The following is a 13,926-nucleotide window of genomic DNA, read 5'->3' on the forward strand; positions in this document are numbered from 1 at the left end:
CGGCACGGTTTCTGCTGCCCGGCCTGCGTGCGTGCACCACCACTGCCTTCATCGCCCTTCATGCTGACCCCCGGCCGCCCCTACCCGCTCGGCGCCACCGTGCTGCCCGAGGGCATCAACTTCGCGCTGGCGGCGCCGGCGGCGCAGCGCGTGGAACTGTGCCTGTTCGACGGCGCCACCGGCACGCGCGAGCAGCAGCGCCTGGCGCTGCCCGCCTGCACCGACGGCGTCTGGCACGGCCTGCTGCCGGGCGCCGGTGCGGGGCTGGTCTACGGCTGGCGCGTGCATGGCCCCTGGGCGCCGCGCCAGGGGCTGCGCTTCAACCCGGCCAAGCTGCTGCTCGACCCGTACGCGCGCGAGGTCGTCGGCCGCTACGGCGGCGAGGACATCTTCCTGGGCCACGTGCCGGGCCAGCCCGAGGTGCGCGACACGCGCGACAACGGTGCCATCGCCCTCAAGGCCCGTGTCACCGCGCCGCTGCCCGGGCCGCCGCCTCGCCGGCCGCGCATCGCGCCGGGCGAGCGGGTGATCTGCGAGCTGCACGTGCGCGGCCAGACCATGCTGCACCCCGCCGTGCCCGAGGCGCTGCGCGGCAGCTACGCCGGCCTGGCCGAGCCGGCGGTGCTGGACCACCTGCAGCGCCTGGGCATCACCACGCTGAGCCTGATGCCGGTGCAGCACCGCGCCGACGAGGAGCGGCTGCTGAAGCTGGGCCTGTCCAACTACTGGGGCTACAGCCCGATCGGCTGGTTCGCCCCCGAGGCGCGCTACTGGAGCGGCCGGCCGGGCACCTCGCCGTCGTCGGAGTTCCGCCAGCTCGCCGACGCGGTGCACGCACGCGGCATGGAGCTGGTGATCGACGTGGTCTACAACCACAGCGCCGAAACGGACGAGCTCGGCCCCACGCTCTCGCTGCGGGGCATCGACAACCAGCGCTACTACCGGCTGCGCGCGGACGATCCCTTCCTCTACGAGAACTGGACGGGCTGCGGCAACTGCCTCGACTTCTCCGAGCCGCGCGTGGTGCAGCTCGCCACCGACAGCCTGCGCCACTGGATGGCCGAGCTGGGCGTGGACGGCTTCCGCTTCGACCTGGCGCCGGTGCTGGGGCGCGGCGCGGATGGCGCCTTCGATCGCCGCGCCCCTTTCTTCGCCGCCTGCGCGCAGGACCCGCTGCTCTCGCAGGCGCTGCTGATCGCCGAGCCCTGGGACGTCGGCCCCGGCGGCTACCAGCTCGGCGCCTTCCCGCCCGGCTGGCTGGAGTGGAACGACCGCTACCGTGACGCGCAGCGCGGCTTCTGGCTGCGCCAGGGCCTGGACGGCGCGGCGGGGCGCGGCGCGTTCGCGCACCGGCTGCTGGGCTCCAGCGGCGAGTTCCACCACGCGGGCCGCGCGCCCACCGCCAGCGTCAACTTCATCGCTGCGCACGACGGCTTCACCCTGCGCGACCTGGTGAGCTACGACCGGCGCCACAACGAGGCCAACGGCGAAGACGGGCGCGACGGCCACGACCGCAACCTCAGCCACAACCAGGGCGTGGAAGGCGACACCGACGACCCGGCCGTGCTGGCGCGCCGCCGCGCGACAACGCGCACCCTGCTGGCCACGCTGCTGCTGTCGCAGGGCACGCCCATGCTGCTGGCCGGCGACGAACTGGGCCATAGCCAGGGCGGCAACAACAACGCCTACTGCCAGGACAACGAGACCAGTTGGCTGGACTGGGCCCGTGCCGACACGGCGCTGGCCGCCTACGTGGCGCGGCTGGCCGCCCTGCGCCGCCGGGCCGAACCCCTGCGCCACACGCAGTGGTGGCCGCCCCGCCCCGGCGCCGGCCAGGGCGGCATGCACTGGCTGCAGCCCGACGGCACGCCCCTGCAGCCGGCCGACTGGGAGGACGGCCGGCAGCAGGCGCTGGCCGTGCTGTTCGAGCCCGCCGACCCGGCGGCGCCGCGCTGGCTGCTGTGGGTCAACGCGGCCGGGCAGCCGCAGGCCTTCGCCGCGCCCGCCGGCACGTGGGACCTGCACCTGGCCAGCGACCCCGGCGACGACCCGCCCGCGCCGCGCAGGCTGCAGGCGCGCGAGAACGTATCGGCCGCCTGCCTGTGGCTGTGCTGCCAGACCACCCGGCCCGTGCCAGACTGACGGGCCTGCCGCAGCAGGACGCACCACACGACTGAGGAGACCCGGATGAACCAATCTCTCGAAACCCACCAGCTGGTGCGCCGCAGCGTCGCGCTGGTGCTGGCCGGCGGCCGCGGCTCGCGCCTGAAGCAGTTGACCGACCGCCGCGCCAAGCCGGCCGTCTACTTCGGCGGCAAGTTCCGCATCATCGACTTCGCGCTGTCCAACTGCATCAACTCGGGCATCCGGCGCATCGCGGTGGTCACGCAGTACAAGTCGCACTCGCTGATGCGCCACCTGCAAAGCGGCTGGAACTTCCTGCGCGCCGAGCTGGGCGAGATGGTCGAGGTGCTGCCCGCGCAGCAGCGCCTGAGCGAGGAGCACTGGTACCGCGGCACCGCCGACGCGGTGTTCCAGAACGCCGACATCATCCGCTCGCGCGCGCTACGCAACGACTACGTGGTGGTGCTGGCGGGCGACCACGTCTACAAGATGGACTACTCGCTGATGCTGCGCGACCACGTCGCCAACGGCGGCGGCTGTACGGTCGGCTGCATCGAGGTGCCGCGGCTGGAGGCGCGCGCCTTCGGCGTGATGGCGGTGGACGAAGACCGCCGCATCCGCGCCTTCGTCGAGAAGCCCGCCGACCCGCCGCCCATGCCCGGCCGGCCCGACGCGGCGCTGGCCAGCATGGGCATCTACGTCTTCGACGCCGACTACCTGTACCGGCTGCTGGAGGAAGACCACGCCAACCCCGCCTCCAGCCACGACTTCGGCAAGGACATCATCCCGCGCGCGGTGGCCGAGGGGCGGGCGCTGGCGCACCCCTTCGGCCTGTCCTGCGTCACCCGCACGCCCGGCGCCGCGTCCTACTGGCGCGACGTGGGCACGATTGATGCGTTCTGGTCGGCCAACCTCGACCTGGCCTCGGTGACCCCGGAGCTGGACATCTACGACCCCGAATGGCCGATATGGACCTACCAGCGCCAGCTGCCCCCGGCGAAGTTCGTGCACGACCGGCGCGGCGAGCCCGGCCAGGCGGTGAACATCATCGTCTCGGGCGGGTGCATCGTCTCGGGCTCGGTGGTGCGCGACTCGGTGCTGTTCTCGGGCGTGCGGGTGCATTCCTTCTGCCGCATCGAGCAGGCGGTGATCCTGCCCGACGTGACGATCGGCCGCGGCGCGCGCCTGTCGAAGGTGGTGATCGACCGCGCCTGCGAGATCCCGCCGGGCATGGTGGTGGGCGAGGACCCGGCGGCCGATGCTGCCCGCTTCGAGCGCACCGAGGGCGGCGTGGTGCTGATCACGCGCGAGATGCTGCGCCGACTGGCGGCGGCCGGCGGCGCGGCGCCCGCGCCCGACGAGGGCGACGCCTCCGTGCTGCAGGACCTGGGCCGCTGATGCGGGTGCTCCAGGTCAGCGCCGAGATCTTCCCGCTGCTCAAGACCGGCGGCCTGGCGGACGTGGCCGGCGCCCTGCCGGCCGCGCTGGCCGCCGCCGGCGAGGACGTGCGGGTGCTGCTGCCGGGCTTCCCGGCCATCCTGGCGGGCGTGGCCGGCCTGGTGCCCGTGGCCGGGCTGCGCGCGCCGTGGGGCGAGGCGGCGCGGCTGCTGCACGGCCGCATCCCCGCCCTGGGGCAATTGCCGGCCTACGTGCTGGACGCGCCGGCCCTGTACGACCGGCCCGGCAACCCCTACGAGGACGCCGAGCACCGGCCCTACGCCGACAGCCACCGCCGCTTCGCCCTGCTGGGCTGGGCCGCCGCGCAACTGGCGCGGGGCGCCGACCCCCACTGGGCGCCCGAGCTGGTGCACGCGCACGACTGGCACGCCGGCCTGGCGCCGGCCTACCTGGCCTACCTGCCCGGCCAGCCCGCGCGCAGCGTGTTCACCGTCCACAACCTGGCCTACCAGGGCCGCTTCGGCCCCGACGTCTTCGCCGGGCTGGGGCTGCCCTCCAGCGCCTTCCAGGTCAACGGGCTGGAGTTCCACGGCGACGTCTCCTTCATGAAGGCCGGCCTGTACTTCGCCGACCGGATCACCACCGTCAGCCCCAGCTACGCGCGGGAGATCCAGACCCCCGCGCAGGGCCAGGGGCTGGACGGCCTGCTGCGCGGGCGCGCCGGCGTGCTCGACGGCATCCTCAACGGCGTGGACGACCGCGTGTGGGACCCCGCCACCGACACGCTGCTGCCGCACCGCTACCGCATGCCCGAAGGCCGCCGCATGGCGGGCAAGGCGCTGTGCAAGGCGTCCCTGCAGCACGCGCTGGGCCTGGAGGTGCGCGCCGACGCGCCGCTGTTCGTGCTGGTCAGCCGCCTGACCGAGCAGAAGGGCCTGCACCTGGTGCTCGACGGGCTGGACGAACTGCTCGCCCGCGGCGGGCAGCTGGCCCTGCTGGGCTCGGGCGACGCCGCGCTGGAAGAGGCGTTCCGCCAGCGCGCCGCCGCCGCGCCGCGGCGCGTCGCGGCCAGCCTCGGCTATGACGAGGCGCTGGCCCACCGCCTGTTCGCCGGCGGCGACGTGACCCTGGTGCCGTCGATGTTCGAGCCCTGCGGCCTCACGCAGATGTACGGGCTGCGCTATGGTGCGCTGCCGCTGGTGCACCGGGTCGGGGGGTTGGCTGACACCGTGACCGACTGCACGCTGGAAGACTTGGCCGAAGGCACGGCCAACGGCTTCGTCTTCGACGGCTTCACCGCCCGCGACTTCGGCCGCGCGCTGCGCCGGGCCTTCGCGCTGTTCGCGCGGCCCGCCGACTGGCGCCGCGTGCGCGCCACCGGCATGCGCCGGCCGGCCGGCTGGGCCGAGCCCGCGCAGCGCTACATCGAGGTCTACCGCCACGCCGCGGCACGCTGACGCCGCGCCCCACCGAACCCTGCAAGACACCCCCGCACCATGACCCCTGCCGCCTTCGAATACGACCACCCCGACCGCGACGTCGCCGCCTTCAAGCGCGCGCTGGCCAACAAGCTCATGTACGCCGTCGGCAAGGACCCGGTGGCCGCCAGCCAGGACGACTGGCTGCACGCCACCGCCCTGGCCGTGCGCGACCAGCTGGTCGAGCGCTGGATGGCCACCACCCGCGCCAACTACGCGCAGGACACCAAGCGCGTGTACTACCTCTCGGCCGAGTTCCTGATCGGCCGCACCTTCACCAACGCGCTGCTGGCGGTGGACCTGTACGACACGGTGAAGGCCGCGCTGGCCGACTTCGACATCGACATGGCGGCCCTGGCCGAGCGCGAGCCCGACGCCGCCCTGGGCAACGGCGGCCTGGGCCGGCTGGCGGCCTGTTTCCTCGACTCGATGGCGACGCTGGGCGTGCCGGGCATGGGCTACGGCATCCGCTACGAGTACGGCATGTTCCGCCAGCAGATCATCGGCGGCCAGCAGGTGGAGACGCCCGACTACTGGCTCACCCGCGGCAACCCGTGGGAGTTCCAGCGGCCCGAGGTGCAGTACCGCGTGCGCTTCGGCGGCCACGTGGAGGGCCACTCGCCCGGCGGTGCGGCGCGCTGGGTGGGCACGCACGACGTGCTGGCCATGGCCTACGACACCATCATCCCCGGCTACGGCACGCAGGCCACCAACACGCTGCGCCTGTGGTCGGCCCGCGCCACCGAGGAGATCGACCTCTCGGCCTTCAACCGCGGCAACTACTTCGAGGCGGTGGAGAGCAAGAACCACTCGGAGAACGTCTCGCGCGTGCTCTACCCGGACGACTCCACCGCCTCGGGCAAGGAGCTGCGGCTGCACCAGGAGTACTTCTTCTGCAGCGCCAGCGTGCAGGACCTGGTGCGCCGCTACCTGCGCAACCACGAGGGCTTCGGCCAACTGCACGAGAAGGTCAGCATCCACCTGAACGACACGCACCCGGTGCTGGCGGTGCCCGAGCTGATGCGCCTGCTGCTGGACGAGTACGGCGTGCCCTGGGACGAGGCCTGGGCGCAGACGCAGAAGGTCTTCAGCTACACCAACCACACGCTGATGCACGAGGCGCTGGAGACCTGGCCGGTGGAGATGCTCGGCCGCGTGCTGCCGCGCCACCTGCAGATCATCTTCGACATCAACTCGCGCTTCCTCGCCGAGGTGGCGGACAAGGTGGGCCACGACCACGAGCTGATGCGCCGCCTCTCGCTGGTCGACGAGACCGGCGAGCGCCGCGTGCGCATGGCCTACGTGGCGGTGCTGGCCAGCCACTCGGTCAACGGCGTGTCGGCGCTGCACTCGGAGCTGATGAAGCAGTCCATCTTCGCGGACTTCGCGAAGCTCTTCCCCGAGCGCTTCAACAACAAGACCAACGGCGTGACGCCGCGCCGCTGGCTGGCGCAGGCCAACCCGCCGCTGGCCGCGCTGCTGGACGCGCGCATCGGCCGCGGCTGGCGGCGCGACCTGTCGCAGCTCGCGGCGCTCGGGCCCATGGCCTCGCAGCCGGCCTTCGTGCGCGCCTTCCGCCATGCCAAGCGCGAGAACAAGCTGCGCCTGGCCAACTGGATCGAGCAGCACATGGGCCTGGTGGTGGACACCGACGCCATGTTCGACGTGCAGGTCAAGCGCATCCACGAGTACAAGCGGCAGCTGCTGAACGTACTGCACGTCGTCACGCGCTACCACCGCATCCTGGACGACCCGCAGGGCCGCCACGTGCCGCGCGTGGTCGTCTTCGCGGGCAAGGCGGCCTCGGCCTACGTCATGGCCAAGCAGGTGATCCGCCTCATCAACGACGTGGCGGCCGTCGTCAACGCCGACGAGCGCGTGGGCAAGCTGCTCAAGGTGGTGTTCCTGCCCAACTACTCGGTGAGCCTGGCGGAGGTGATCATGCCGGCGGCCGACCTGTCGGAGCAGATCTCCACCGCCGGCACCGAGGCCTCGGGCACCGGCAACATGAAGTTCGCGCTCAACGGCGCGCTGACCATCGGCACGCTGGACGGCGCCAACGTCGAGATGAAGGAGAACGTCGGCGACGAGAACATCTTCATCTTCGGCCACACGGCGCCGCAGGTGGAGGACATCCGCGCGGCCGGCTACCAGCCGCGCACGTACTACGAGAACGACGCCGAGCTGCGCCGCGCGCTCGACGCGATCCAGTCAGGCGCGTTCTCGCCCGGCGAGCCGGGCCGCTACCAGGCCATCTTCGACACCCTGGTGAACTGGGGCGACCACTACCTGCTGCTGGCCGACTACGCCAGCTACGTCGCCAAGCAGGCCGAAGTCGATGCGCTGTACCTGGACCCGGACGCCTGGACGCGCAAGGCCATCCTCAACGTGGCCGGCATGGGCGTGTTCTCGTCGGACCGCACCATCGCCGAGTACGCGCACGAGATCTGGCACACCAGGCCGGTGAGTCTGTAGGTAGCGGCCCACCGGAACAGAAGGCCGCGAAGCAGGCCATGCTGGAACATCCGCGGGACCGGCTCTGCCAGACCGCAGGATGTGCCCCCTGGAGGGGGTTGCCGGAGCGGAACGAAGTCCGCACACGCACAGGCTGGGGGGTGGGCTATTTGTCCCGCAGTTCGCGCCGCAGGATCTTGCCCACCGGCGTCTTGGGCATCTCGGTGCGGAACTCGATGATCTTGGGCCGCTTGTAGCCGGTGAGGTTGGCGTTGCAGAAGTCGCGCACCTGCTGCTCGGTGAGCGACTCGTGCTTCTTCACGATCACCAGCTTGACGGCCTCGCCGGTCTTCTCGTCCGGCACGCCGACCACCGCGCACTCGAGCACGCCGTCCAGCGCCGCCACCACGTCCTCGATCTCGTTGGGGTACACGTTGAAGCCGCTGACCAGCACCATGTCCTTCTTGCGGTCGACGATCTTGAAGTAGCCGCGTTCGTCCACCGTGCCGATGTCGCCGGTCTTGAAGTAGCCGTCGGCGGTCATGACCTTGGCCGTCTCGTCGGGCCGCTGCCAGTAGCCGGCCATCACCTGCGGGCCCTTGATCGCGATCTCGCCGCGCTCGCCCGGCGGCACCTCGTGGCCGTCGTCGTCGAGCAGCTTCATCCAGGTGCTGGGCAGGGGCACGCCGATGGTGCCGGTGTACTCCTTGCTGGTGGTCGGGTTGCAGCTCGCCGAGGGGCTGGTCTCCGACAGGCCGTAGCCCTCGCAGATCGGGCAGCCGGTCCTCTCCAGCCACAGCTTGGCGACCGCGCCCTGCACCGCCATGCCGCCGCCCACCGAGACCTTGAGGTGGCTCCAGTCCACCGTCTTGAAGTCGGGATGGTTGGCCAGGCCGTTGAACAGGGTGTTGACGGCCGGGAAGCTGTGGATGGTGTGCTTGGACAGCTCCTTGAGCGTGGCCGCCAGGTCGCGCGGGTTGGGGATGAGCACCAGCTTGCCGCCGGTGCGCATGCTCAGCATCATGCCCACGGTGAAGGCGAAGATGTGATAGAGCGGCAGCGCACACACGCTGGTAGGCTGCTGGTCCTTCGGCACGCGCTCCATCACCGGCTGGTTCCACGCCTCCGACTGCAGCACGTTGGCGATGACGTTGCGGTGCAGCAGCACGGCACCCTTGCTCACGCCGGTGGTGCCGCCGGTGTACTGCAGCACGGCGACGTCGTCCGGGCCGATCTCGGGCGCCTGCAGCGTGCGGCTGCCGCCCTGCGCGATCGCGTCGTTGAAGCGGATGACGCCCGGCAGCTGGAAGGCCGGCACCATCTTCTTCACGTTGCGCAGCACGTAGTTGACCAGCGCGCCCTTGAGGAAGCCGAGCCGGTCGCCCATGGCCGCCAGCACGATGTGCTTGACCTGCGTGTGCGGCAGCGCCTGCTGCAGCGTCGCGGCGAAGTTCTCCATGATGACGATCGCCTTGGCGCCCGCGTCCTTGAGCTGGTGCTCCAGCTCGCGCGCGGTGTACAGCGGGTTCACGTTCACCAGGATCAGCCCCGCGCGCAGGATGCCGGCGACGGCGATCGGGTACTGCGGGCAGTTGGGCATCATCACCGCCACGCGGTCGCCCTTGGCCAGTCCCAGCCCCTGCTGCAGGTAGGCGGCGAAGGCGCGGCTGGCCTGGTCCACCTCGGCATAGCTGACGTCCTTGCCCATGAAGCTGTAGGCCGTGCGATCCGCGAAACGGCCGAAGCTCTCCTCCATCAGCGCCACCAGGGAGCGGTACTGGGTCGGGTCGATGTCGGCGGGCACGCCGGCGGGGTAGGCGGAAAGCCAGGGGCGGTCGGTCATAGGTCTCCTCGCGTTCTCGAATTCAACAAGACAAACAAGCGAAGCGCCCGCCGTGCGGTCGCTGCCAGCTATCGAAACAGTAGCGATCCCTGCCGGATGCTACCCGATGGCCCCGCAGGCGTCGAAGATCGGCATGACAGCCGATCAGCCTTTGAGCACCGCCAGCACCTCGTCGAGCATCTTCTTGGCGTCGCCGAACAGCATGCGGTTGTTCTCCTTGTAGAAGAGCGGGTTGTCCACGCCGGCGTAGCCCGAGGCCATGGAGCGCTTCATCACGATCGAGTGCTTCGCCTTCCACACCTCCAGCACCGGCATGCCGGCGATGGGACTGCCCGGGTCTTCCTGCGCGGAGGGGTTCACGATGTCGTTGGCGCCGATGACCATGGCCACGTCGGTGTCCGGGAAGTCCTCGTTGATCTCGTCCATCTCCATCACGATGTCGTAGGGCACCTTGGCCTCGGCCAGCAGCACGTTCATGTGGCCCGGCATGCGGCCAGCCACGGGATGGATGGCGAAGCGGACCTGGACGCCGCGGTCGCGCAGCGTCTTCGTGATCTCGTTGACCGTGTGCTGGGCCTGGGCCACGGCCATGCCGTAGCCGGGCACGATGACCACGCTCCTGGCCTCGCGCAGCATCTCGGCCGTTTCGGCTGCGCTGACCGGCACCGCCTCGCCCTGCGGCTCGGCGGCCTCGCCCTTCTTGGCCGGCTTGCCGGCGCCCGAGCCGAAGCCGCCGGCGATCACGCTGATGAAGTTGCGGTTCATCGCGTTGCACATGATGTAGCTCAGGATCGCGCCCGACGAGCCCACCAGCGCGCCGGTGACGATCAGCAGGTCGTTGTTCAGCATGAAGCCGGTGGCCGCCGCGGCCCAGCCCGAGTAGCTGTTGAGCATGGACACCACCACCGGCATGTCGGCGCCGCCGATGGCCATGACCATGTGCACGCCGAACAGCAGCGCGATCACGGTCATCACGACCAGCGGCAGCATGCCGGCCTGCACGTCGTGCGCGGCCAGGAACTGGCGGCCGAACCAGATCACCACCAGCAACGCGACCAGGTTGAGCCAGTGGCGCGCCGGCAGCAGCAGCGGCTTGCCGCCGATGCGGCCGGCGAGCTTGCCGAAGGCGATCAGCGATCCCGAGAAGGTGACGGCGCCGATCAGGATGCCGATGTAGATCTCCACCTCGTGGATGACCTTCTCCGCGCCCTGGAACTGCACCGAGGTGTCGACGTAGCTGGCGAAGCCCACCAGGCAGGCCGCCAGGCCCACCAGGCTGTGCATCAGCGCGACCAGCTCGGGCATCTGGGTCATCTTCACGATGCGGGCGGCGTACAGGCCGACGCCGCCGCCGATCACCAGCGCGATCACGATCCAGGCGAGGCCCGAGGCGCTGACGCGCGGGCCGAACACCGTGGCCAGCACGGCGATCGCCATGCCGATCATGCCGAACAGGTTGCCGCGGCGCGAGGTCTCCGGGTTGGACAGGCCCCCCAGGCTCAGGATGAAGAGGATGGTGGCGCCGAGGTAGGCCACCGTCGCAAGACTTTCAGACATGGTCGTCCTTCCTTCTTGTTGTTGTCGTTCTCGTCACTTGCGGAACATGGCGAGCATGCGGCGCGTGACGGCGAAGCCGCCGAACATGTTGACTGCCGTGAGCACCAGCGCGGCGAAGGCCAGCCAGCGGATCAGCTCGTCGGGCCGGCCGCCGGCCGCGGCATCGGGCGGCGCGATCTGCACCAGCGCGCCGATGGCGATGATGCTGGAGATGGCGTTGGTCACGCTCATCAGCGGCGTGTGCAACGCGGGCGTGACGTTCCACACCACCATGTAGCCGATGAAGCAAGCCAGCACGAACACCGTGAAGTGGCCCAGGAAGGCGGCCGGCGCGAAGGCGCCGATGAGCCAGAACAGCACCGCCGCCACCGCGAACAGGACGACGACCGTCTTCGCCGGCAGCGGGCCGCCGCTGCCATGGCCGTGGCCGCCCTTCTTCTCCGCCACCGGCGCGGTGGCCGGCTTGGGCGCGGGCACGGCAGCGGGCTTGAGCGGCGGCGCGGGCCAGGTGATGGCGCCGTCCTTGATCACGGTGAGGCCGCGGATCGCGTCGTCCTCCATGTTGACCACGGCATGGCCGTCCTTGGCCTTGCACAGCTCCTCGGTCAGGCGCAGCAGGTTGGTCGCATACAGCGTGGACGACTGCTTGGCCAGGCGCGAGGCCAGGTCGGTGTAGCCGATGATCGTGACGCCGTGGCGCACCACCGCCTCGCCGGGCACTGTCAGCTCGCAGTTGCCGCCCTGCTCGGCCGCCATGTCCACGATCACGCTGCCGGGCTTCATCGACTGCACCATCTCGGCGGTGATGAGCTTGGGCGCCGGCTTGCCCGGGATCAGCGCGGTGGTGATGATGATGTCGGCGTCCTTGGCCTGCTGCGCGTACATCTGGCGCTGCGCGGCCTGGAAGCCCTCGCTCATCACCTTGGCGTAGCCGCCGCCGCCCGAGCCTTCTTCCTCGTAGTCCACCTTGACGAACTCGCCGCCCAGCGACTTGACCTGGTCGGCCACCTCGGCGCGCGTGTCGTTGGCGCGCACGATGGCGCCCAGGCCGGCTGCGGTGCCGATGGCCGCCAGACCCGCCACGCCGGCGCCGGCGATGAACACCTTGGCCGGCGGCACCTTGCCGGCGGCCGTGATCTGCCCATTGAAGTAGCGGCCGAAGGCGTTGGCCGCCTCGATCACGGCGCGGTAGCCGCTGACGCCGGCCATCGACGTGAGCGCGTCCATCTTCTGCGCGCGCGAGAGTGTGCGCGGCAGGCAGTCGATGGCCAGCACCGTGGCCTGCTTGCCCGCCAGTTGCTGCATCAGCTCGGGGTTCTGCGCCGGCCAGATGAAGTCGATGAGCGTGCCGCCCTCGCGCATCAGCGCCACCTCGCCCTCGCTGGGCGGGCGCACCTTGAACACGATGTCGGACGTCGCCCAGAGGGCGGCTGCGCCTTCGACGATCTCGGCCCCGGCGGCGCGGTAGGCGTCGTCGCTGAAGTTGGCCGCCTCGCCGGCGCCGGCCTCCACGGCGACCTGGAAGCCGAGCTTGATCAGTTTCTCGACGACGTCGGGCACCGTGGCCACGCGCTTCTCGCCGGGGAAGGTCTCCCGGGGGATGCCGATGCGCTGCACGGGCGGAGTGGGACTGCTGGACATGAAGAATCTCCTCGCAAAAGGGGTTCGTGTGTGATGCGGGACGGACTCAGAAGGTGCGAATGAATCCGGCGTGCCCGAGCAGGCCGTCAAAACGTGCCCGATCAAGGCGCAAAGCGCAGCCATAGCTCGGGCTATGGCGAGCATTTGCAACGCGGAGCGGGTGCGTTTTGGCGGGATGAGCGGGCATGTCGGGTTCGTTCACACCTTCTCAGGCCCCGCGCGCGCGTGCCGGCGGCGTGCACGCGCAGCAGCACCGGGGGCGGGGTCCGGGATGTCCGGGGAGGCGCCGGCGCAATGCCGCGCGGGCGCCCGGCCGCGATGGCACGGCCGATGTCGTTCGCAGCGCCTGCGCTGCGCCAGGCAGATTCACGAGGCGCACGGGCCCCACGCCCGCGTGGCGGCCGGCCTCGCCGACGGTGTCGGCCGCAGGGCCGTCACCCGGGTGGCCTGCGTGATGACGGCAATGCGGGTTTCGCCCACCTTCGTCCCGGCAGGCACGCCTATCTGCATGGAAGTCTCCTCGTCCTGCCCCGGCCGGGGCAATGGCGTGCGAGCTTACATGAAGATGACATGCGCACCGCCGGCGCGGCGCGCCGCGGCGGCGTCAGCGGACGGCGTGCACGCGCACGTCGACGCGCCGGTTCGGCGCCAGGCAGGCCACCAGTGCCGCGTGGTCGCGCTGGTGACACTCGACCTCGGGCTCGCGGTCGCCGCGGCCCTGCGCCACGATGCGCCCGGCCGCCACGCCGGCCTCGACCAGCGCGGCGCGCACCGCGCCGGCGCGCCGCTGCGACAGCTGCTGGTTGTAGCCCTCGGCGCCCAGCCGGTCCGTGTGGCCGATGAGTTCCACGCGCTCGTAGGCCGTCTTGTTCAGCTCCGCCGCCAGGCGCGCGACCTCGCTTCGGCCTTCCGGCTGCAGCACCGCGCTGTCGAAGGGAAAGAGTGCGTCGGTCGCCAGGCGGAACCGGGGCGCCTCTGCCGCCTTCACCGGCACGGCCAGTGCCGGGCCGGCCAGCAGCGCGCGGCATTGCGCGGGCTTCCAGTGGAAGCTCTGCGCCAGGTAGGCCTTGTCGAAGATCAGCTTGTACTGGCAGACCGTCGTGCCGCCGCCGCTGCGGAAGTTGAACACGTAGTCCCACTCGCGCACGCCGAGCAGCCCTTCCTGGAAGTGCGGCCGGCCCAGCAGCGCGTACAACTGGTCCTTGGTCATCCCCGGCGCCACCTCCCGCAGGTTGTCCAGGTTGGGGAAGACGCCTTCCGGCAGCGTCGCGTCGGCGGCGATGTCCGGGAAGACGACCTCCTCGGCCCGGCCGTGGTCGTCGATGCCCCGGCTGAGGGACGTGCTGCAGCCGGCGAGCAGCCCGGCGGCGAGCGCCGCGGGCAGGCAGATCGCATGCATGGCGATGTTCATGGTGTTCTTCCTCTCCCTGC

The 13,926-nt window shown here is 71.0% G+C and carries 8 protein-coding genes; 4 read left to right on the forward strand and 4 right to left on the reverse strand.

What is annotated here, in order from left to right:
- The first annotated feature begins 60 nt into the window (after positions 1 to 60).
- The 4 genes from glgX to Q392_RS00735 are packed head-to-tail and all read left to right on the forward strand — an operon-like array spanning position 61 to position 7,475.
- The gene (gene glgX, locus Q392_RS00720) at positions 61 to 2,142 is read left to right on the forward strand and encodes a glycogen debranching protein GlgX (RefSeq protein WP_051952599.1); all 2,082 of its coding nucleotides are present in this window, start codon (positions 61 to 63) and stop codon (positions 2,140 to 2,142) included.
- 45 nt (positions 2,143 to 2,187) lie between these two features.
- A complete protein-coding gene (gene glgC, locus Q392_RS00725) occupies positions 2,188 to 3,522 on the forward strand; it encodes a glucose-1-phosphate adenylyltransferase (RefSeq protein WP_051952601.1) in 1,335 nt (444 codons plus the stop codon).
- Positions 3,522 to 4,979 carry a glycogen synthase GlgA gene (gene glgA, locus Q392_RS00730; protein ID WP_038200341.1) on the forward strand — a complete coding sequence of 486 codons (1,458 nt, stop codon included), beginning with the start codon at positions 3,522 to 3,524 and terminating at the stop codon, positions 4,977 to 4,979. Before glgC ends, glgA begins: the two co-directional genes overlap by 1 nt.
- A 39-nt stretch (positions 4,980 to 5,018) precedes the next feature.
- A complete protein-coding gene (locus Q392_RS00735; protein WP_038200342.1) occupies positions 5,019 to 7,475 on the forward strand; it encodes a glycogen/starch/alpha-glucan phosphorylase in 2,457 nt (818 codons plus the stop codon).
- A 145-nt stretch (positions 7,476 to 7,620) separates the two neighbouring features.
- On the opposite strand, the gene Q392_RS00740 is transcribed toward Q392_RS00735, so the two are convergent.
- The 4 genes from Q392_RS00740 to Q392_RS00755 form a co-directional block, all read right to left on the reverse strand.
- Entirely contained in the window at positions 7,621 to 9,297 is a 1,677-nt protein-coding gene (locus tag Q392_RS00740) for a long-chain-fatty-acid--CoA ligase (protein ID WP_038200343.1), read from the reverse strand.
- Between the two features lie 144 nt (positions 9,298 to 9,441).
- Positions 9,442 to 10,854 carry a Re/Si-specific NAD(P)(+) transhydrogenase subunit beta gene (gene pntB / locus Q392_RS00745; protein ID WP_038200344.1) on the reverse strand — a complete coding sequence of 471 codons (1,413 nt, stop codon included), beginning with the start codon at positions 10,852 to 10,854 and terminating at the stop codon, positions 9,442 to 9,444.
- Between the two features lie 33 nt (positions 10,855 to 10,887).
- Positions 10,888 to 12,495, reverse strand: a complete 1,608-nt coding sequence (locus Q392_RS00750) for a Re/Si-specific NAD(P)(+) transhydrogenase subunit alpha (RefSeq protein WP_038200345.1) — start codon at positions 12,493 to 12,495, stop codon at positions 10,888 to 10,890.
- A gap of 604 nt (positions 12,496 to 13,099) precedes the next feature.
- Positions 13,100 to 13,906 (reverse strand): OmpA family protein, encoded by an 807-nt coding sequence (locus tag Q392_RS00755; RefSeq protein ID WP_038200346.1) that lies wholly within the window; start codon positions 13,904 to 13,906, stop codon positions 13,100 to 13,102.
- Between the last annotated feature and the right edge of the window lie 20 nt (positions 13,907 to 13,926).

The organism is Xenophilus azovorans DSM 13620 (assembly GCF_000745855.1).
Lineage (GTDB): Bacteria > Pseudomonadota > Gammaproteobacteria > Burkholderiales > Burkholderiaceae_C > Xenophilus > Xenophilus azovorans.